At 71.7% G+C, this 18,327-nt stretch carries 21 protein-coding genes; 11 read left to right on the forward strand and 10 right to left on the reverse strand.

What is annotated here, in order from left to right; translation table 11 throughout:
* Positions 1–4: 4 nt before the first annotated feature.
* From V5E28_RS20750 to V5E28_RS20760, 3 genes are all read left to right on the forward strand, one after another.
* Positions 5–373: a DUF2809 domain-containing protein gene (locus V5E28_RS20750; RefSeq protein ID WP_336208619.1), complete on the forward strand. Its 369-nt coding sequence runs from the start codon at positions 5–7 to the stop codon at positions 371–373.
* 32 nt (positions 374–405) lie between these two features.
* Positions 406–951, forward strand: a complete 546-nt coding sequence (locus tag V5E28_RS20755; protein ID WP_336208620.1) for a type 1 glutamine amidotransferase domain-containing protein — start codon at positions 406–408, stop codon at positions 949–951.
* A gap of 114 nt (positions 952–1,065) precedes the next feature.
* The gene (locus tag V5E28_RS20760) at positions 1,066–2,589 is read left to right on the forward strand and encodes an amino acid permease (RefSeq protein WP_336208621.1); all 1,524 of its coding nucleotides are present in this window, start codon (positions 1,066–1,068) and stop codon (positions 2,587–2,589) included.
* A 42-nt stretch (positions 2,590–2,631) separates the two neighbouring features.
* Here V5E28_RS20760 and lipB read toward each other — a convergent pair whose 3' ends face one another.
* The 4 genes from lipB to V5E28_RS20780 form a co-directional block, all read right to left on the reverse strand.
* Positions 2,632–3,267: a lipoyl(octanoyl) transferase LipB gene (lipB, locus tag V5E28_RS20765; RefSeq protein ID WP_336208622.1), complete on the reverse strand. Its 636-nt coding sequence runs from the start codon at positions 3,265–3,267 to the stop codon at positions 2,632–2,634.
* Between the two features lie 35 nt (positions 3,268–3,302).
* Positions 3,303–3,485, reverse strand: coding sequence for a PspC domain-containing protein (locus tag V5E28_RS20770; RefSeq protein WP_336208623.1), 183 nt, complete (start codon positions 3,483–3,485; stop codon positions 3,303–3,305).
* Positions 3,486–3,549: 64 nt separating this feature from the next.
* Positions 3,550–4,056: an HAD domain-containing protein gene (locus V5E28_RS20775; protein WP_336208624.1), complete on the reverse strand. Its 507-nt coding sequence runs from the start codon at positions 4,054–4,056 to the stop codon at positions 3,550–3,552.
* The gene (locus V5E28_RS20780) at positions 4,053–4,973 is read right to left on the reverse strand and encodes an AraC family transcriptional regulator (RefSeq protein WP_336208625.1); all 921 of its coding nucleotides are present in this window, start codon (positions 4,971–4,973) and stop codon (positions 4,053–4,055) included. Before V5E28_RS20780 ends, V5E28_RS20775 begins: the two co-directional genes overlap by 4 nt.
* A gap of 75 nt (positions 4,974–5,048) precedes the next feature.
* On the opposite strand from V5E28_RS20780, the gene V5E28_RS20785 reads away from it, so the two are divergent.
* Positions 5,049–5,873, forward strand: coding sequence for an NAD(P)H-binding protein (locus V5E28_RS20785; RefSeq protein WP_336208626.1), 825 nt, complete (start codon positions 5,049–5,051; stop codon positions 5,871–5,873).
* 144 nt (positions 5,874–6,017) lie between these two features.
* Complete coding sequence (locus V5E28_RS20790) at positions 6,018–6,848, forward strand: undecaprenyl-diphosphate phosphatase (RefSeq protein WP_336208627.1); 831 nt, start codon at positions 6,018–6,020, stop codon at positions 6,846–6,848.
* A 33-nt stretch (positions 6,849–6,881) separates the two neighbouring features.
* On the opposite strand, the gene V5E28_RS20795 is transcribed toward V5E28_RS20790, so the two are convergent.
* Complete coding sequence (locus V5E28_RS20795) at positions 6,882–7,355, reverse strand: hypothetical protein (RefSeq protein ID WP_336208628.1); 474 nt, start codon at positions 7,353–7,355, stop codon at positions 6,882–6,884.
* Positions 7,356–7,423: 68 nt separating this feature from the next.
* Positions 7,424–8,560, reverse strand: coding sequence for an MFS transporter (locus V5E28_RS20800; RefSeq protein ID WP_336208629.1), 1,137 nt, complete (start codon positions 8,558–8,560; stop codon positions 7,424–7,426).
* A gap of 89 nt (positions 8,561–8,649) precedes the next feature.
* Here V5E28_RS20800 and V5E28_RS20805 point away from each other — a divergent pair, with 89 nt between their 5' ends.
* From V5E28_RS20805 to V5E28_RS20815, 3 genes are read left to right on the forward strand one after another with little or no spacing between them, the layout of a single operon-like run.
* Positions 8,650–8,967 carry an ArsR/SmtB family transcription factor gene (locus tag V5E28_RS20805; RefSeq protein WP_336208630.1) on the forward strand — a complete coding sequence of 106 codons (318 nt, stop codon included), beginning with the start codon at positions 8,650–8,652 and terminating at the stop codon, positions 8,965–8,967.
* Positions 8,954–11,353: an ATP-dependent helicase HrpB gene (gene hrpB / locus V5E28_RS20810; protein WP_336208631.1), complete on the forward strand. Its 2,400-nt coding sequence runs from the start codon at positions 8,954–8,956 to the stop codon at positions 11,351–11,353. Before V5E28_RS20805 ends, hrpB begins: the two co-directional genes overlap by 14 nt.
* The gene (locus tag V5E28_RS20815; RefSeq protein ID WP_336208632.1) at positions 11,350–12,051 is read left to right on the forward strand and encodes a hypothetical protein; all 702 of its coding nucleotides are present in this window, start codon (positions 11,350–11,352) and stop codon (positions 12,049–12,051) included. Before hrpB ends, V5E28_RS20815 begins: the two co-directional genes overlap by 4 nt.
* Positions 12,052–12,081: 30 nt before the next feature.
* Here V5E28_RS20815 and V5E28_RS20820 read toward each other — a convergent pair whose 3' ends face one another.
* Complete coding sequence (locus tag V5E28_RS20820) at positions 12,082–13,242, reverse strand: threonine synthase (protein WP_336208633.1); 1,161 nt, start codon at positions 13,240–13,242, stop codon at positions 12,082–12,084.
* Positions 13,243–13,331: 89 nt separating this feature from the next.
* Here V5E28_RS20820 and V5E28_RS20825 point away from each other — a divergent pair, with 89 nt between their 5' ends.
* Genes V5E28_RS20825 through V5E28_RS20835 form a run of 3 tightly spaced genes read left to right on the forward strand, consistent with a single transcriptional unit; the run spans position 13,332 to position 15,832 of the window.
* On the forward strand, positions 13,332–14,198 hold the full coding sequence (locus tag V5E28_RS20825) for an SPFH domain-containing protein (RefSeq protein ID WP_336208635.1): 867 nt from the start codon (positions 13,332–13,334) through the stop codon (positions 14,196–14,198).
* The gene (locus V5E28_RS20830; protein ID WP_336208636.1) at positions 14,191–14,370 is read left to right on the forward strand and encodes a hypothetical protein; all 180 of its coding nucleotides are present in this window, start codon (positions 14,191–14,193) and stop codon (positions 14,368–14,370) included. Before V5E28_RS20825 ends, V5E28_RS20830 begins: the two co-directional genes overlap by 8 nt.
* Positions 14,371–14,389: 19 nt before the next feature.
* Entirely contained in the window at positions 14,390–15,832 is a 1,443-nt protein-coding gene (locus tag V5E28_RS20835) for an amidase (RefSeq protein WP_336208638.1), read from the forward strand.
* 41 nt (positions 15,833–15,873) lie between these two features.
* Here V5E28_RS20835 and V5E28_RS20840 read toward each other — a convergent pair whose 3' ends face one another.
* Genes V5E28_RS20840 through V5E28_RS20850 form a run of 3 tightly spaced genes read right to left on the reverse strand, consistent with a single transcriptional unit; the run spans position 15,874 to position 18,326 of the window.
* Entirely contained in the window at positions 15,874–16,719 is an 846-nt protein-coding gene (locus V5E28_RS20840; protein WP_336208639.1) for an aldehyde dehydrogenase family protein, read from the reverse strand.
* A complete protein-coding gene (locus V5E28_RS20845; protein WP_336208640.1) occupies positions 16,712–16,909 on the reverse strand; it encodes a hypothetical protein in 198 nt (65 codons plus the stop codon). The genes V5E28_RS20840 and V5E28_RS20845 overlap by 8 nt, the downstream gene beginning before the upstream one ends.
* Positions 16,899–18,326, reverse strand: a complete 1,428-nt coding sequence (locus V5E28_RS20850) for an aldehyde dehydrogenase family protein (RefSeq protein WP_336208754.1) — start codon at positions 18,324–18,326, stop codon at positions 16,899–16,901. The genes V5E28_RS20845 and V5E28_RS20850 overlap by 11 nt, the downstream gene beginning before the upstream one ends.
* Between the last annotated feature and the right edge of the window lies 1 nt (position 18,327).

Here is an 18,327-nt window from a genome sequence, read left to right on the forward strand (position 1 = left end):
CCAGATGTCCCGTTTGCCCGTTGGCATCGCCGCGGTGCTCACCGTCGCGGCCGGCCTGGGGATCCGCACGCTGTGGGACGGGCCGTTCGCCAAGTACGCCGGAGACGCGCTCTACACGGTGCTCATCTACCTGCTGCTCGTGCTCGTCTGGCCGGCGATCCGGCCGTGGGCCGCCGCGCTGGTGTCGGGCGGGCTGAGCTGGGCGATCGAGTTCGCCCAGCTCGCGGAGATCCCCGCCGTCCTGAGGCCCCTGCTGGGCAGCACGTTCAACCCTCCCGACCTGCTCTGGTACGCCGTCGGAGCGGCCGTCGTCGGCGCCGCGCACGCGGCGCGGCTCAGCGCGAAGGCGCATGCATCCCACCCCCGCGGATAGGGGGAGGGAAACGACGACGCAGAGGGATCATCATGCTTGAGAACAAGACCATCGCGTTCCTCGTCGCCCCCGAGGGCGTCGAGCAGGTCGAGCTCACCGAGCCGTGGCAGGCCGTCAAGCAGGCCGGCGGCACGCCGCGGCTGGTCTCCACCAGCCCGGGCCAGGTCCAGGGCTTCAACCACCTCGACAAGGCCGACACCTTCGCCGTGGACGCCACCGTCGACGACGTCTCGGCGGCCGACTTCGACGGCCTGGTGCTGCCCGGCGGCGTCGCGAACCCGGACTTCCTGCGCACCGTGCCGCAGGCCGTGCGCTTCGCCAAGGACTTCTTCGACGCCGGCAAGCCGGTGGCCGCCATCTGCCACGCGCCGTGGACGCTGGTCGAGGCCGACGTCGTGCGCGACCGCACGATCACCTCGTGGCCGAGCCTCCGGACCGACCTGCGCAACGCCGGCGCCACCTGGGTGGACAAGGAGGTCGTGGTGTGCGAGTCCGGGCCGAACGTACTGGTATCCAGCCGCAAGCCGGACGACCTGAAGGCGTTCTGCCAGGCTGCGACGGACGCGTTCGGCGCCTGACCGACGCATCGCCTGACGAGATCGAAACTCGTCTGTAACTCCTTGCCCGCGCGGAGGAAATGGTCTAGATGTAGACCAAAGAGCGTCCTCCGCGCCCCCCAGGGAGTACGTCACATGAGCACAGATGCGGATTCCAGGCGGCTGGCCGAGCTCGGCTACAAGCAGGAGCTGTCCAGAACCTGGAGCGGTTTCTCCAACTTCGCGATCTCCTTCTCCATCATCTCGATCCTCGCCGGCTGCTTCACCACCTTCGGACAGGCCTGGAACAATGGCGGCCCCATCGCCATCTCCTGGGGCTGGCCGCTGATCTCCTTATTCATCCTGATCATCGGCTTCTGCATGTCGGAGCTGGTGTCGGCCTATCCGACCGCGGGCGGCATCTACTGGTGGGCCGCCAAGATGGGCAAGCCGATCCACGGCTGGTTCACCGGCTGGCTCAACCTCATCGGCCTCATCGCGGTCACCGCGTCCGTCGACTACGGGTGCGCGACGTTCCTCAACATCACCCTGTCCCGGCTGACCGGCGGGGCCTGGGAGGGCACGCTCTCGCAGGCGTTCCTGCTGTTCGTGATCGTGCTGGCGCTGCACGCGCTGATCAACATCTTCAGCCACCGGCTGATCTCGCTGCTGCAGAACGTCTCGGTCTGGTGGCACGTCGCCGGGGCCGCGATCATCGTCGCGATCCTCGTCTTCGCGCCCGCCCAGCACCAGTCGCTCGGCTTCGTCTTCACCGAGACGATCAACAACTCCGGGTTCGGCGACGGCGGCCTGCCCTTCTGGCTGTACGTGCTGCCGCTCGGCTTCCTGCTCACCCAGTACACGATCACCGGCTTCGACGCCTGCGCGCACGTGTCGGAGGAGACCCAGGGCGCCTCCACGGCCGCCGCGCGCGGCCTGTGGCAGTCGATCTTCTATTCGGCGATCGGCGGCTGGATCCTGCTGCTGGCCTTCCTGTTCGCGGCCACCAACGTGGACGAGATCAACAACCAGGCGGGCTTCGTCGGCGCCATCTTCACCACCGCGCTCTCCTCGCCGCTGGCCACCGCCGTCTTCGCGATCTCCACCATCGGCCAGTTCTTCTGCGGCATGAGCTGCGTGACCTCGATGTCACGGATGACGTACGCCTTCTCCCGCGACGGCGCGGTGCCCGGCTGGCGCCTGTGGTCCAGAGTCGACCGCAACCGCACCCCGGTCAACGCCATCCTGGCCGGCTGCCTGGTGGCCGCCCTCATCACCCTGCCCGCCCTCTACGCCCCCGCCGGCCTGACGACTCCCATCGCCTTCTACGCCGTCGTCTCGATCGCGGTCATCGGCCTCTACCTGGCGTTCCTGATCCCGATCTGGCTCCGGCTGCGCATGGGCGACCGCTTCGAACCCGGCCCGTGGACGCTCGGCAGCCGCTACAAGGTGCTGTGCTGGATCGCCTGCGTCGAGATCGCGATCGTCTGCGTCTACTTCGTCATGCCGTTCTCGCCCGCCGGCGTCCCCGGCAGCGAGGAGTTCACCTGGACCGCGGTCAACTACGCGCCGATCGCGGTCGGGGTGGTGCTCATCGGCATCGCCCTGTGGTGGCAGCTGTCGGCCAAGCACTGGTTCACCGGCCCCCGCCGCACCGTCGACGAGAGCTCCCGCCCCTGACGCCCGAGCAGGCGGGTACGGACTCCGTACCCGCCTGCTCGGTCAGGACGCCTCGAAGGAGGCGGCCACGGCCGCGCGGACCTCGTCCATCGACGTCCGGCTGATCTCGCGCCTGAGCGAGGTCATGTCCACGTCGGGCATGCCGCATGCCACCGCCCAGTGCCATGGTTCGAGGTCGCCGTCGACGTTGAGGGCGAAGCCGTGGCTGGTGACACTGCGGCTCTGCCGCATGCCGATGGAGATGATCTTGCGGCCGGTCTCGGCCGTCCAGACGCCGGTGAGCAGTTCCGAACCCGGCGGGGTGTCGCGGCGCTCGGCGGGCAGCCCGAGCCCGCCGAGCGCGTCGACCAGCCGGAGCTCCACCTCACGGACGTAGTCGACGATGCCCTGGTCCTCGCCCAGCTTGACGACGAGGTAGCCGACAAGCTGGCCGGGACCGTGGTAGGTGAGCTGGCCGCCCCGCCCGGTCTCGATCACCGGGATGCCGCGCGACGGGTCTGGGAGATGCTCCAGCGGCGTGCGCCTGCCGACGGTGTAGACCGATGGATGGCTGAGCAGCCAGAGCGTGTCCGGCCGCTCGTCTCGCTGGCGCTCGCCGACGAGGTCGGCCATGCGCTCCATCGCCTTGTCGTAGTCGACGAGCTCGTCCTGGATGAGTGTCAGCGGCCTTGCCCTCATGCTTCGAGGATAGAACCGCTCGGGACCTGCCCGGTTCAGTACTTCTTGGGCTCTTCGGGGACAAGGAACCACATGACGGCGTAGGCGACCCACATCGGACCGGGGAAGAGCGAGAGGATCAGCCAGACGATGCGGACGAGGGTCGGCGGCAGGCCCATCTTGTCGGCGAGGCCGCCACAGACGCCGGCCAGAATCCTGTGCTCTCGTGAGCGGTACATGCTGTTTCCTCCGTGTGTTTTACCTTCTACCTGCCCAACGGACGGCAAAGCATCAGGTATCCCGCTAGGAGCCCTGAGAAAACCCTGTAAGGGTCAGCCATTCACGCGCCTGCGCCAGATGTTCGCTGGTCAGGCCCCGTGCCGGAGGCACGTGGACGAGCAGGAAGTCATCCAGACCCTGATAAGCCCTGAGATACTCCTCGTCCTCCTTGTAGACCTGGTCGTCGAACCAGACGAATCTCCTGCCGCCGACGTAGTCCGCCACATAGCGGGTCTTGAACATCTCGCCGTGCTCGCTGCCCAGGTCCGGCCCCAGGGGGACCACCGGCAGCGGCGGCAGGCCGAGCCGGGGCGAGATCCACTCGTTCGCGTTCTGCTCCCAGGTCGTGGCCCAGGCCAGCTCGGTCCCGGTGCGCAGGGCCAGCTCCATGAGCCTGGGCCCGTGCCTGGGGTTGAGGTGCACGGTGTAGACGTGGCTGTCGATCGTGCACCTGTAGCGCCGGAAGTCCGGGGTGGGACGGCCGGTGGGGTTGAGCACCCCGTCGACGTCCAGGAGCAGCAGCGGCTTCACCTGTCGGCTCCGACGCGGTGCTCCTGCGGGCTGACGCCGCGCACCCGTTTGAAGGCCGCGCTGAGCGCGAACGGGCTCCCGTAGCCGACCTTCCTGGCGACCGAGCCGACCGTCTCGTCGGGCTCGCGCAGCAGGTCGGCGGCCAGGGCCAGCCGCCAGTCGGTGAGGAAGGCCATCGGCGGCTCGCCGACCAGATCGGTGAAGCGCCTGGCCAGCGAGGCGCGGGAGACGCCGACCTCGGCGGCCAGCGAGGCGACGGTCCACGGGTGGGCCGGGTTGTTGTGCAGCATCCGCATGGCCCTGCCCACGATGGGGTCGCTCTGCGCCCGATACCAGGCAGGCGCCTCATGGGTGGCGAACCAGGACCGCAGCGTCGAGATGAGCAGCAGGTCGAGCAGCCGGTCGAGGACCGCTTCCTGACCCGGCTCGTCCTTGACCACCTCGGCGCCGAGCAGCGGGAGGAGGGGCTCCCCCTGCTGCACGAGCAGCAGGGGCAGCGCCTCCAGCAGCCGCCTGCTGATCTCGCCCTCCATCAGGTAGGTGCCGGTGATCATCATGGTGGCGCCGTCGGGGTCGTTGCCCCAGGTGCGGACCCCGAGATCCATCGCCTGGTAGAGGGACTCGCCGTCCAGCGTGGTGCAGCGCTGACCCGGGTGGATGATCACCTGAGGCGGCGTGGCGGGGTCGTCGGCCACCGTGTAGGGCTCCGGCCCGCGCACGATCGCCACGTCACCGGGGTTCATCCGCACGTCGCGGCCCTGGTCGGGCACGATCCAGGCGGTGCCGCGCACGAGCGCCACCAGCGTGAGCGGGGCCCGGTCCTGGATGCGCAGCGACCACGGCGGATCGAGGATCGAGCGGAGCAGGAACGCCCCGCGAGCTCTCGGGCCGTCCAGTAACGCTGCCAAGTGGTCCATGGGTTAGACGATCGCACATGGCATTGCGCTTCTCAACCATGGAGAGTCTCATAGCGTCGGCGGCTTAATAGGGGCATGACAATCTTGGTAACGGGCGGCACCGGCAAGACCGGCCGCCGCGTCGCAGACAAGCTGACCGCTCTCGGCCTCCCCGTGCGGATCGGGTCCCGCTCCGCCTCCCCGTCCTTCGACTGGGCCGACCCTGACACGTGGGCGCCCGCCCTGGCCGGTGTGCGGTCCGTGTACGTCTCCTACTATCCCGACCTCGCCTACCCCGGCGCGGTCGACGTCGTGCGGGCCTTCGTCGAGCAGGCCATGGCCGCGGGCGTCGGCCGGCTGGTCCTGCTCTCCGGCAGGGGCGAGCCCCAGGCCGAGCTCAGCGAGCGGATCGTGCGGGAGTCCGGCGCCGAGTGGACGATCGTCCGCTGCGGCTGGTTCATGCAGAACTTCACCGAGAGCTACCTGCTGGATCCGGTCCTCGAAGGCGTCATCGCGCTGCCGGCCGGTGACGTGGCCGAGCCGTTCGTGGACGTGGACGACATCGCGGACGTGGCCGTGGCCGCGCTCAGCGAGGAAGGCCACGAGGGCAAGCTTTACGAGCTGACCGGGCCCAGGCTGCTGACGTTCGCCGACGTGGCGGCCGAGCTCTCCGCGGTCACCGGAAGGGAGATCGTCTACGTCCCGATCACCGGGGAGGAGTACGCCGCCGCCGCGGCCGGCCTCGGCGTGCCCGAGGGCGAGATCGGGCTGCTGCAGACACTGTTCGACGAGGTGCTCGACGGCCGCAACTCCTACGTCACCGACGGCGTGAGCCAGGCGCTGGGCAGGCCCGCGCGGGATTTCACCGACTTCGCCAAGGCGAACGCGCAGGCATGGGCAGAGCCTCACCCCTCGTCGTAGGTCGCCCGCGAGCGGGTTCGGCCGACGCCTCACGAACTGAAATCTCCAGTCGACCGGCCGAACCTTCGACCCGAGCAACCGCCACTCCCCGTTTCCGCTAGCCTCACCTCGTTCGCTCGGGTGGTCCTTGGGAAGGGTGCGCACGTGATCGGCTGGATGGAAGCGGTGGTGCTGGGGCTGCTGCAGGGACTCACGGAGTTCCTGCCGATCTCCTCTAGCGCGCACATCCGCGTGGTCTCCGCCTTCTTCGGCTGGAAGGACCCCGGCGCCGCCTTCACCGCCGTCATCCAGCTCGGCACCGAGACGGCCGTCCTGATCTACTTCAGGAAGGAGATCTGGGAGATCATCTCCACCTGGACCCGCTCCCTGTTCACCCCCGCTCTGCGCTCCCACTACGCGGCGCGCATGGGCTGGTACGTCATCGTCGGCAGCATCCCCATCGGCGTGCTCGGCCTGGTGCTCAAGGACCAGATCGAAACCGTCTTCCGCAACCTCGTCCTGGTGGGCATCACGCTGATCGTCTTCGGGATCATCCTCTGGTTCGCCGACCACACCGCCCGCAACAAGCTCACGCTGGAAAAGCACCTGAGCCTCCCGCACGCCCTGGTGTACGGCTTCGCCCAGGCGCTCGCCCTCATCCCGGGCGTCTCCCGCTCAGGCGGCACCATCACCGCCGGCCTGCTGCTGGACTACCGGCGCGAGGACGCGGCCAAGTACTCGTTCCTGCTGGCCATCCCGGCCGTCCTGTCCTCGGGCTTCCTGGAGCTCGCCGAGATCGGCGAGGGCTCGGCGCCCGCCTGGGGACCGACGATCCTGGCCACGGTGATCTCGTTCGTCGTGGGCTACGCGGCGGTGGCGTGGTTCCTGCGCTACATCAGCACGCACCGGTTCACGGGCTTCGTGATCTACCGCATCGCCCTGGGCGTGTTCGTCATCTTCGCCGTCACCATCGGCTGGATCCCCGCCCAGGGATGATCGCGCGGCTCCGAAGGGGCGCATGCGACCGGCTCAGGGAAGAGCCCTGTCCCCCGTGAAGTTCGTGCGGGGATAGCGGCTGGCCAGGGCGAAGATGACGGCGAACAGTGTCCAGGCGGCGACGAAGGCCACCGGCTCACCCCAGGCGTCGCCAATGATGTCGGCCAGCATGGCACGGCCCTCGAAGTACGCCACCAGGCCCACGATCGCCCCCGGGATGGCGCCCCACCAGCGCCTCCACCACACCTCATGCATCACCACCTCGAACACCACGAGGGTGATCGGGCCTAGCAGCAGCGGCCTCGAGCTCCCCGCGCTCCCGAAGAAGCCGTAGATCGCGAGGATCGCGACGGCGCTGCCGGCGGTGAGCAGCACCACGGCGCCGAACGGCGCGGGCTCGTCCCGCGGGTCGACGGGCCGGTAGGGCTCAGGGGCGCCCCGCGAGGGGTCGTCGGCCGAGGGGTCGTCGCGTGAGCCGTCCTCGTTGGGCTCGATGTCATCGGGCACCGGGACATTCTGGCCCACCTCCCCGCGATCCGCCCGAGGATTTCCCGATCAGCCGGCACGCTGGACGACTACACGGGCGTGGAGACGGCCGGCTCCGGCCGGTAGCTGAACAGGGTAAAGACCAGCGAGGCCAGGGCGATCCCGGTGGCGAGCACGATCACGCCCGCCCGGCCCCACCCGTCCAGGGCCAGCCCGCCCATGACGCCCGCCACCACGAGCCCCACGTACTGGGCCGAGGAGAGCAGGCCGAGCCCGATCGGCACGTTGTTCGGCAGGACGGCGACGATCCTGTATTGCTGCGCGGGCGCGATCAGCCAGCCCAGAGCGCCCCAGAAGAACGCCCACACCAGCGCCACGGGCAGGGCGAGGTTCGCGAGCGGGATGAGCGCCAGGAACGCACTGGACGCGGCCAGCCCGAAGAGCACCATCCGGCGCGGCCCGTACGCGTCGGTGAAGCGCCCGCCGAGCTGGTTGCCGACGATGGCGCCCACCCCCCACGCCCACAGCACGGCGGGCAGCGGCAGGTCGAGCAGGGAGCCGATGTAGGTGTAGGCGGTGAAGCCGGCGCCGAACATCAGCAGCTGGGTCCCCAGCACCGCGAGCACCCGCCGGTCGCCCAGCGGCGCGAACCTCTCGGCCAGCCGGCCGGAGGTGACGGTCCTCACGTGGGGCACCAAGGCCGCGACCCCGGCGAACCCGAGCACGCCCAGCCCGACCACCAGCCAGATCGTGGCCCGCCAGCTCGACGCCTCGCCCAGCCAGGTGCCCAGCGGCACCCCGATCGCGGACGACACGCTGAGCCCGCCCATGACCAGCGCCAGCGCCCGGCCGCGGCGCTCCGGCTCGGCCAGCGCGTTGGCCACGCCCGAGGCCGTGGGCGTGAACATGGCCGCTCCAGCCGCGGCGAGCACCCGGGTGGCCATGACGAGCGGGTAGGTCGGCGCGATGGCTGTCAGCGCGTTGCCGAGCACGAAGACGCCCAGCGCGACGAGGAGCAGCGTCCTGCGTGAAAGCTGGGCGGTGAGGGCGGCGAGCAGGGGCGACAGCAGGGCGTAGGCCAGCGCGAAGACGGTCATCAGCTGGCCGGCGGCCGCAGTGGAGACGTGCAGGTCCCTGGAGATGGGGGGGAGCAGGCCGGCCGTGACGAACATGCCGGTGCCAACGGCGAAGTTCCCGACGGCCAGGGGGTAGAGCCGGCGATTCACGGCACCTCCGAACATCACGGTTAGATGCACATCAAACTGACGCATAGTTGGATGGTTGTCAAACCATAAAACCGGGTATCGTTCCAATCATGCGCCCGCTTCCCCATCCGGCTACCGGAGACATCCAGCTCACGGAGGTCCTGCGGGCCCTGTCCGACCCCGTCCGCCTCGAGATCGTCGCCCGCCTGGCGTCCCACGGCGAGATGACCTGCGGCGACGCGGGCGACGCGCTCGGCGTCCACAAGTCCACGGCCTCGCACCACTATCGGATCCTGCGCGAGGCGGGCGTGGTCCTCACCAAGCAGGAGGGCAGGCTGAAGTTCATGAGCCTGCGCCGCGAGGACCTCGACGACCGCTTCCCCGGCCTGCTCGACTCCGTGCTGTCGGCCACGCATGCCGTCGCCTGACGCGCTGCCGATCCGCCACGTCCTGCCCGAGCTGCTGGACGCCCTGGAGCGGGCGGGCAGCGCCGTGCTGACGGCCCCGCCGGGCACCGGCAAGACCACCGTCGTCCCGCTCGCGCTGGCCGAGACAGGGCTGCGCGTCCTCGTCGCCGAGCCGAGACGCCTCGCCGTGCGCGCGGCGGCCAGGCGGATGGGCGTCAGCTACACCATCCGCGGCGAGCGCCACACCGGTGCCAACCCGATGGTCGAGGTCGTCACCACCGGCGTACTCCTGCAGCGCCTCCAGCGAGACCAGGAGCTGCCGGGGGTGGACGTGGTCATGCTCGACGAGTGCCACGAACGCCACCTGGACGCCGACACGGCGCTCGCCTTCCTGCTGGACGTACGCGACACTCTCCGCCCCGACCTGCGCCTCATCGCCACCTCCGCGACCGCCGACGCCGCCCCCTGGTCCCGCCTGCTCGGCCGCGGCTCCCAGGGCGCGCCGATCGTCCGGGCGTCCGGCGTCGCGCATCCCGTGGAGATCGTGTGGGCGCCGCCGTCGCGACCCGTCGCCCCGCCGCACGGGCTGCGCGTCGATCCCGCGCTGCTGGCCCACGTCGCTCAGGTGGTACGGCGCGCGCTGGCCGAGCGGGACGGCGACGTGCTCTGCTTCCTGCCGGGCGTGGGCGAGATCTCCAGGGTGGCCGCCATGCTCGACGGCGTCGAGGTGCTCCAGGTGCACGGTCAGGCCCCGCCCCGCGTCCAGGACGCCGTGCTGTCACCCGGGTCGGCGCGCCGGGTGGTGCTGGCCACGTCGGTGGCCGAGTCGAGCCTGACCGTCCCCGGCGTGCGCGCGGTGGTCGACTCCGGCCTGGCCAGGGAGCCGCGCACCGACCACGCCCGCGGCCTCGGCTCTCTGACCACCGTCAGGGTCTCCAGATCCTCCGCCGACCAGCGGGCCGGCCGGGCGGGCCGGGAGGCTCCCGGCGCCGTCTACCGCTGCTGGACGGCCGCCGAGCACGAGCGCCTGGCCGACCATCCCCGGCCGGAGATCGCGCTCGCCGACCTGACCGCCTTCGCCCTCCAGGTGGCCTGCTGGGGCGCCCCGGACGCCGCGGACCTCGCCCTGCTCGACCCGCCGCCGCCCGCCGCCATGTCCGCCGCGCTCAGGACCCTCCAGACGCTGGACGCCGTGGCGGCCGGGTCGGCGCGGGTGACCCCGCGAGGCCGCCGGATGGCCCTGGCCGGCGTCGAGCCCCGCCTGGCCAGGGCCCTGATCGACCTAGGGCCGGACGCCGGCGAGGTGATCGCCCTGCTGTCGGAGCAGCTCCCCCGCGAGGCGGGCGACGACCTGGTGGAGGTCTGGCGCGCCGCCCGCCGGGGCCACGACGCCTTCACCGCCCGCTGGCGCAGGGAGGTCAAGCGCCTGACCCGCACGGCGGACGGCCCGCGTACCCGGCTGGGCGAGGACGAGCTGGCCGGGCTCGCGGTGGCGCTCGCCTTCCCCGAGCGGGTGGCCCGGCGGCGGGGCGGCGGCTACCTGATGGCTTCCGGCACCGAGGCGCAGCTCAAGGAGGGCTCCAAACTCGCCACCTCGCAGTGGCTGGCCGTCGCCGTGGCCGACAGGCCGACGGGGTCCGCGTCGGCGCGCATCCGCCAGGCCGTGGCAGTCGACGAGCGGATCGCCAGGCAGGCGCACCAGGTGACGGTCGAGGAAGAGGTCGCCTGGAAGGTGCCGCCGGGCGGCCGGCGCGGGGACGTGTCCGCGCGGGTGGTCGAGCGGCTGGGCGCCATCGAGCTGTCCTCCGCGCCGCTGCCCGACGCCGACGTGCGCGAAGCCCTGCTGTACGGCCTGAGTACTGAGGACGTGCTGACCTGGACGAAACAGGCTCAGGCGGTGCGCGACCGGCTGGCGTTCTGCCATCGGGCCGTCGGAGCGCCGTGGCCGGACATGGACCGTCTCGTCGACCTCGCCGACCAGTGGCTGGAGCCGGAGCTGTCCAGGGCGCGGCGTCGGGCCGACCTGGAGCGCATCGACGTGGCCGGCGCGCTGCACCGCCTGGTGCCGTGGAGCGAGCGGCTGGACGCGGTGGCGCCGGAGCGCGTCGAGGTGCCCAGCGGCTCGCGCGTGCGCCTGGACTACTCGGGCGAGCAGCCGGTGCTCGCGGTGAAGCTGCAGGAGCTGTTCGGCTGGCAGGAGGCGCCCCGCATCGCGGGCGTCCCGCTGCTCATCCATCTGCTGTCTCCCGCCGGCCGGCCGGTGGCGGTCACCGGCGACCTGGCGTCGTTCTGGCGCGACGGCTACCGTGCCGTCCGGGCCGAGCTGCGTGGCCGCTACCCCAGGCATCCCTGGCCCGAAGATCCGCTGACCGCGATCCCCACCGGCCGGGTGAAGAGGAAACCATGACCACAGAGCAGGCGGCCCTGAACAACGCCGTGTGGTGCGAGGCCGTGTGCCGCGCCCACGACCGCCCGGGCGCGTTCGGACCCCGCGCCTGGTCGAACCCGGCCAGGACCCCGGTTTTCTACCCGGACGCCGTCACCCTCTCTCCCGAGGCCACTCCCGACGACGTCCTGGCCGCCATCGACGCCGGACCGGGAGCGTCGGTCAAGGACAGCTTCGCCTCCCTCGACCTGCGCCCGGCGGGCTTCGAGGTGCTGTTCGAGGCCACCTGGCTGCACCGCCCCGCCCCGCCGGGCGGGCCGCCCGCGGGCGACATCGTCTGGCACGTGGTCCGCGACGCGGGCGCGCTGCGCGCCTGGGAGCACGCCTGCTTCGGCGGTGAGCCGCAGGACCTTTTCAGGCCGCCGCTGCTCGCCGACGAGGCGGTCGCCATCCTGTCGGGGACCAGGGGCGGCGACATCGTCTGCGGCTCCGTGCTCAACGCCACGAGGGCCCCGATCGGCCCGATGGGCGAAACGGTCGGCGTCTCCAACGTCTTCGCCGGGCCCGGCGATCTGGACGCGGCGTGGGCGGGGACGATCGCCCGCGCCGCTGCCCTCTTCCCGGGCCGCCCGCTGGTCGGCTACGAGTCCGACCCGGCACCGGCGGCCGCGCACGGCTTCACCCCGGCCGGCCCGCTGCGCGTCTGGCTGAAGGCCTGACGTCAGCGGGCCCCGCGGTCCTGACGCCGGTCAGCCGACCAGGTCCGTCACGTCATCCCACGCCTCCAGGACGGGGACATCCGCGTCGCCCACGCCCAGGTCCTTGAAGCCGCTGGAGGTGGACACGCACACCACCGGCCCGTCGAAGTCCAGCCCCAGCTTGCGGTGTCCCGCCAGCCCGGCGGCGCTCGACAGCTCCGCCCACAGCCCCTGGCGGGCCAGCTCCTGCTGCGCCTCGCGCATCTCGCCGTCGGTGACCAGCACCGCGCCGCCTCCGCTGTCACGCACCGCGAGCACTCCCCGGTGCCCGCCGACCGAGCAGTCGATCGCGTACGCGTCGGTGGGGCCCACCTCGACGATCGCCGCGGGCGCGCCGTTCGTGACCGCCCGTGCGTTGGGCCCGCCGGTGGCGGGCTCGCACGAGAACATGCGCGGCACGTCATCCGCCACCCCGAGCCCGCGCAGCTCCGCGAAGCCCTTCCACACCCCGTAGAGCAGCTCGGCGTAGCCGGTGGGCGCGAACACGGCGGCGGGCACCCGCCCGAGCTGCACGAACAGCTCGTAGGCGATCGTCTTGTAGCCCTCGGGTCCGTACGGGTGGCCCGTGTGGGTGACGGTCTGGTTGCTGACCGGGTGGTATCCGAGCCGGTCCACGATCTCGCGCAGCAGCGGCCACCGGGCCGACAGGGGCACGGTCAGCACCTTGGCCCCGTAGGCCCGGACGAACGACTGCACGGCGGGCGGCGACGCGGCCGAGGCCAGCACGATGGCGGGCAGGCCGGCGCGGGCGGCGTAGGCGGCGGCCGAGGCGCCGTGGTTGCCCGAGGAGGCGACCACCACGCCGGGCGCCCCCTCGCCGAGCGCGGCGCTGACGGTGACGCGGTTGAGCCGGTCCTTGTGCGACCAGGTCGGGTTGCGGGACTCGTCCTTGACGTACACGCCGCCGATCTCCAGCAGCGGCGTGCCGCCCTCGCCGAGGGTGGGCGCGTGCAGCGGCGGCAGCAGCGGCGCCCACCTGGCGATGTCCGGTCCGGCCTGCTGCTCGAACAGCTCGGCCGGCACCCGCGCGTAGTCGTAGTCGACTTCGAGCGGGTAGGCGAGCTCGGCGGTGCTGGTCCTGGGGCAGCCGCGGGTGAGCGGCGGCCGGAGCGGAAAGGTGATCGACGGGTCGCCGAGGGATCGCTGGCTCATGGCCAGTGAGGCCATAACGGATTCAGGTGTCACGCGACGACCCTAAACGGGCTATCATCGTGATATCACTTCGATAGCAAGGGGACGCAATGGAACGACGCGCTTTCCGCATCAACGGGTTCGTGGTGCTGCTCGCCCTGATCGCGCTCGGCGCCGGCGCGGCACTGATGTGGCTTCCGGTCATCAACGACGGGGCCGCCCAAATGTGGCCGCTGACGGTCGGCGTCGCCTGGGCCGTGCTGGCCACGCTGGTCGCCTCCGGCTTCACGGTGGTCAACCCGAACGAGTCCAGGGTCGTGCAGTTCCTCGGGCGCTATGTCGGGTCCATCTCGGACGCGGGACTCCAGTGGGTGCTGCCGCTCACCACCAAGCGCACGGTCACGCTGCGCGTGCGCAACTTCGAGACCACCAAGCTCAAGGTCAACGACGCTGACGGCAACCCGGTCGAGATCGCCGCGGTCGTCGTCTACAAGGCGGTCGACACCGCCAAGGCGGTGTTCGCGGTGGACGACTACGAGGAGTACGTCGCCATCCAGTCCGAGGCGGCCGTCCGCCACCTGGCCACCACCCACCCCTACGACTCGCACGAGCCCGACCGCACCAGCCTGCGCGACGGCACCGAGGTCTCCACGGAGCTCACCGCCGAGCTGCGCGACCGCACCGAGCTCGCCGGGATCGAAGTGCTCGAGGCCCGCATCACCCACCTCGCCTACGCCCCCGAGATCGCCCAGGCCATGCTGGTCCGCCAGCAGGCGAGCCAGGTCGTCGCGGCCCGCGCCCGGATCGTCGAGGGCGCGGTCGGCATGGTCCAGCTCGCGCTCGACCGGCTCGCCGCCGAGGGCGTCGTGGACCTCGACGAGGAGCGCAAGGCCCAGATGGTCTCCAACCTCCTGGTCGTGCTCTGCGGCGATCGCGCGATCCAGCCGGTGGTGAACGCCGGCAGTCTGTATGCCTGAGCGCAAGAAGCTCCTGCTGCGGCTCGACCCGGCCGTCTACGAAGCGATGGCCAGATGGGCGGCCGACGACCTCCGCAGCGTCAACGCGCAGATCGAGTACGCGTTGCGCCTCGCGCTGAAACAGGCGGGCAGGGAGCAGAAGGGACGCGGGGAGCCTCGCAACGAGGAGTAGAAACCTGCACACTCTAGGCATGTTGTGGGCAGGCAGGTCCGCCACGGAGATCGCGGCGGCCGTAAGACAGGGCAGGGTCACGGCCGTGGAGGTCGTCGAGGAGCACCTGGGCGCGATCGCCGAACGCGATCCGCGCGTGGGCGCCTTCCGGCTCGTCAGGCAGCGCGCGCTGGAGGAGGCGCAGGCCGTGCAGGAGCGGCGGGACCTGACGGAGCTGCCGCTCGCCGGGGTCCCCGTCGCGGTGAAGGACAACCTGGAGGTGGCCGGCGAGGCGACCCGCTCGGGTTCGGCGGTGACGGAGGACTCCCCCGCCGCCAAGGACCACGAGACGGTCGCCCGCCTGCGGGCGGCGGGCGCGGTGGTGATCGGCCTGACGAACCTGCCCGAGCTCGGCCTGGTCGCCTTCGGCGACAGCGCGTACGGCACCGTACGCAATCCCTGGGACCGCACCCGCACGGCGGGCGGCTCCTCTTCCGGCAGCGCGGCGGCGGTGGCGGCGGGCATGGTGCCGATCGCGCTCGGCAACGACGGCATGGGCTCGCTCAGGATCCCGGCGGCGTGCTGCGGGGTGCTGGCGCTCAAGCCGGGCGCCGGGCTGGTCCCGGCGCCGTCCGACGACTGGGAGGGACTGTCGGAGAACGGCCCGATCGCCACCGACGTCGCCGACCTGGCGCTGATGCTGTCCGTGCTGGCCGCGGACCCCTCACTGGCCGAGGCCTGGCGCGGCGGCATGCGGACCGAGCCGCGGCGGCCGATGCTCCGCTCGGTCTGGGCGGACGACGAGGACGTCTGGGAGCCGCCGCCACCCCAGGACAGCCCGGAGCCGTTCGACCTCCGGGTGGCCTACATCCCGCAACCGCTGCCGGTGGGCCTGCCCGTGGACAAGGAGTTCCAGGCGGCGGTGCGCGGGGCCGCCGAGACGCTCAGGGTCGCCGGGCACACGATCGTCGAGCGCGGCCGTCGCCTGCCCGTCTGGCTGGGCCCCGCCACCGTCGCCGCCTGGCTGTCACGCGCCGCGGACGGCGCCGCGAACCTCGACCGGCGCCGTCTGGAACGCCGCAGCCGCTCGCTCGCCCGCGCCGGCCGGGTCCTCACCCGCCTGAGCCTGGACGGCAGGCGTGGCCGGGACCGCTGGAGCGGCTACGGCGCCGACCAGTGGTTCGGCGACGCCGACGTGCTCGTCACGCCCACGCTGGCGGCGATCCCGCCGAGAGCCGATCGCTGGGGCCGGCGGGGCCTGGCCCGCACCGTGCTGGCGAACGTCCGCTACGCCCCCGCGACCGGCCCGTGGAACATGTGCGGCTGGCCCGCGATGACGGTCCCCATCGCGACCCACTCCAGCGGCCTGCCCATCGGCGTGCAGCTCATCGCGCCGCCCGGCGGGGAGCCCCAGCTGCTCGGCCTGGCCGCGCAGCTCCAGGCGGCCCACCCGCCGATCCGGCCACCGGGCTTCTCGCACTGAGCGAGTGGCGCGGCCCCCTCGCGGAGGCCGCACCTGCCCGGTCAGGCGCCCAGCGGATGCCAGACGGTCTTCGTCTCCAGGAAACGCGTCATGCGCCCCAGCCCCGGGTCCGCCGCCCAGTCCTCAGCGAACGGGCGCAGCACCCGCTTGAGGTTGGCGGCCGCCTCCTGCTCGCAGCGCAGTGCCAGGTCGGCGTCCGCCACGCCCGTCAGGTCCAGGCCGTTGACGTCCATGTGGGCCGCCAGCCAGGGAGCCAGCTCCGACTGCTGCCCGGTGAGGATGTTGACCACCCCGCCGGGCAGGTCGGAGGTGGCCAGCACCTCGGCCAGCGTGATCGACGGCAGCGGGGTCCGTTCGGCTGCCACGACCACGCACGTGTTGCCCGTGACGATCACGGGGGCGACGACCGAGATCAGCCCGAGCAGCGGGTCGGCGGGCGCCACGACGGCGACCACCCCGGTCGGCTCCGGCGAGGAGAGGTTGAAGTACGGGCCCGCGACGGGGTTGGCGGTGCCGTGCACGGAGGCGATCTTGTCCGACCACCCGGCGTACCAGACCAGCCGGTCGACCGTCGCGTCCACCGCCTCCAGCGCTGCCTTCCTGCCCGTGCCGAGCTCCTCGGCGAACTGGCCGCGGCGGCCCTCCAGCATCTCGGCGATGCGGTAGAGGATCTGCCCGCGGTTGTAGGCGGTGGCGCCCGACCAGCCGGGGAAGGCCTTGCGGGCGGCCGACACCGCGTCCCTGGCGTCCTTGCGCGAGGCCCTGGACGCGTTGGCGAGGAAGTCGCCCTTGGGCGAGGTCACGGGGTAGGACCTCCCACTCTCAGAGCGCGGGAACGCCCCGCCGATGTACAGCTTGTAGGTCTTGCGTACGGCCAACCTACTCATCGCCGCGCCCCCTCCACGTGATCTCCTGAGTCGTCTGGACCGGCACGAACACCTGTCCGCACCGGCTCACGCCGCAGCGGTGGGCGTACCAGCCGGTGCGCACCGGCCGTCCGGCGCGGGCGAAGGCGTGCCCGCGGGTGGCCTGCGCGCGGCGCGTCCTGCGCCGGGCCTTTCGGTGTTCACACGTCAAGGTAGGCCTCCAGTCCGAGCAGCCCGCCCTCGCGGCCGTACCCCGACTCCTTGTAGCCGCCGAACGGCGAGGCCGGGTCGAACCGGTTGAAGGTGTTGGCCCAGATCACTCCGGCCCTGAGCTTGTCGGCCATCCACAGGATGCGCGAGCCCTTCTCCGTCCAGATGCCCGCGGACAGGCCGTACGGAGTGTTGTTCGCCTTCTCGACGGCCTCGGCCGGGGTGCGGAAGGTCAGGACCGACAGCACCGGCCCGAAGATCTCCTCGCGGGCGATGCGGTGGGACTGGGCCACGCCGGTGAACAGGGTGGGCGGGAACCAGTAGCCCCGCTCGGGCAGCTCGCAGGCGGGCGACCAGCGCTCGGCGCCCTCCGACTCCCCGATGTCCGACAGCTCCCGGATCTTGGCGAGCTGCTCGGCGGAGTTGATGGCGCCGATGTCGGTGTTCTTGTCGAGCGGGTCGCCCAGCCGCAGCGTCGTCAGCCTGCGCTTGAGCGCCGACAGCAGCTCGTCCTGGATCGACTCCTGCACCAGCAGCCGCGAGCCCGCGCAGCACACGTGGCCCTGGTTGAAGAAGATGCCGTTGACGATGCCCTCGACGGCCTGGTCCAGGGCGGCGTCCTCGAACACGATGTTCGCGGCCTTGCCGCCCAGCTCCAGCGTGAGCTTCTTGCCGGTGCCCGCGACGGTGCGCGCGATGACGCGGCCGACCTCGGTGGAACCGGTGAAGGCGACCTTGTTCACGTCGGGGTGCGCCACCACCGCGGCGCCGGTCTCGCCCGCGCCGGTGACGATGTTGACGACTCCGGGCGGCAGCTCGGCCTGCTGGCAGATCTCCGCGAACAGCAGCGCGGTCAGCGGCGTGGTCTCCGCCGGCTTGAGCACCACCGTGTTGCCGCACGCGAGCGCGGGCGCGATCTTCCAGGCGAGCATGAGCAGCGGGAAGTTCCACGGGATGACCTGCCCGGCGACACCGAGCGGCCGGGGTGCGGGGCCGAATCCGGCGTGGCCCAGCTTGTCGGCCCAGCCCGCGTAGTAGAAGAAGTGCGCGGCGACGAGCGGCACGTCCACGTCGCGCGCCTCGCGGATCGGCTTGCCGTTGTCGAGGGACTCCAGCACGGCCAGCTCCCTGGCGCGCTCCTGGATGATGCGGGCGACGCGGAACAGGTATTTGGCCCGCTCCGCGCCGGGCAGCCCGCTCCAGGTGTCGAAGGCCTTGCGCGCGGCCTGGACGGCGCGGTCGACGTCGTCGGAGGACGCGGCGGAGATCTCCGCGAGCTTCTCCTCGGTCGCCGGGTTGACCGTCTTGAAGGACGGCCCGGAGCCGTCCACGAACTCGCCGTTGATGAACAGCCCGTAGGACGGCTTGAGGTCGACGATGTCGCGCGATTCGGGCGCGGGTGCGTATTCGAACATCACC

It is taken from the genome of Nonomuraea sp. LPB2021202275-12-8 (assembly GCF_037044575.1).
GTDB lineage: Bacteria > Actinomycetota > Actinomycetes > Streptosporangiales > Streptosporangiaceae > Nonomuraea.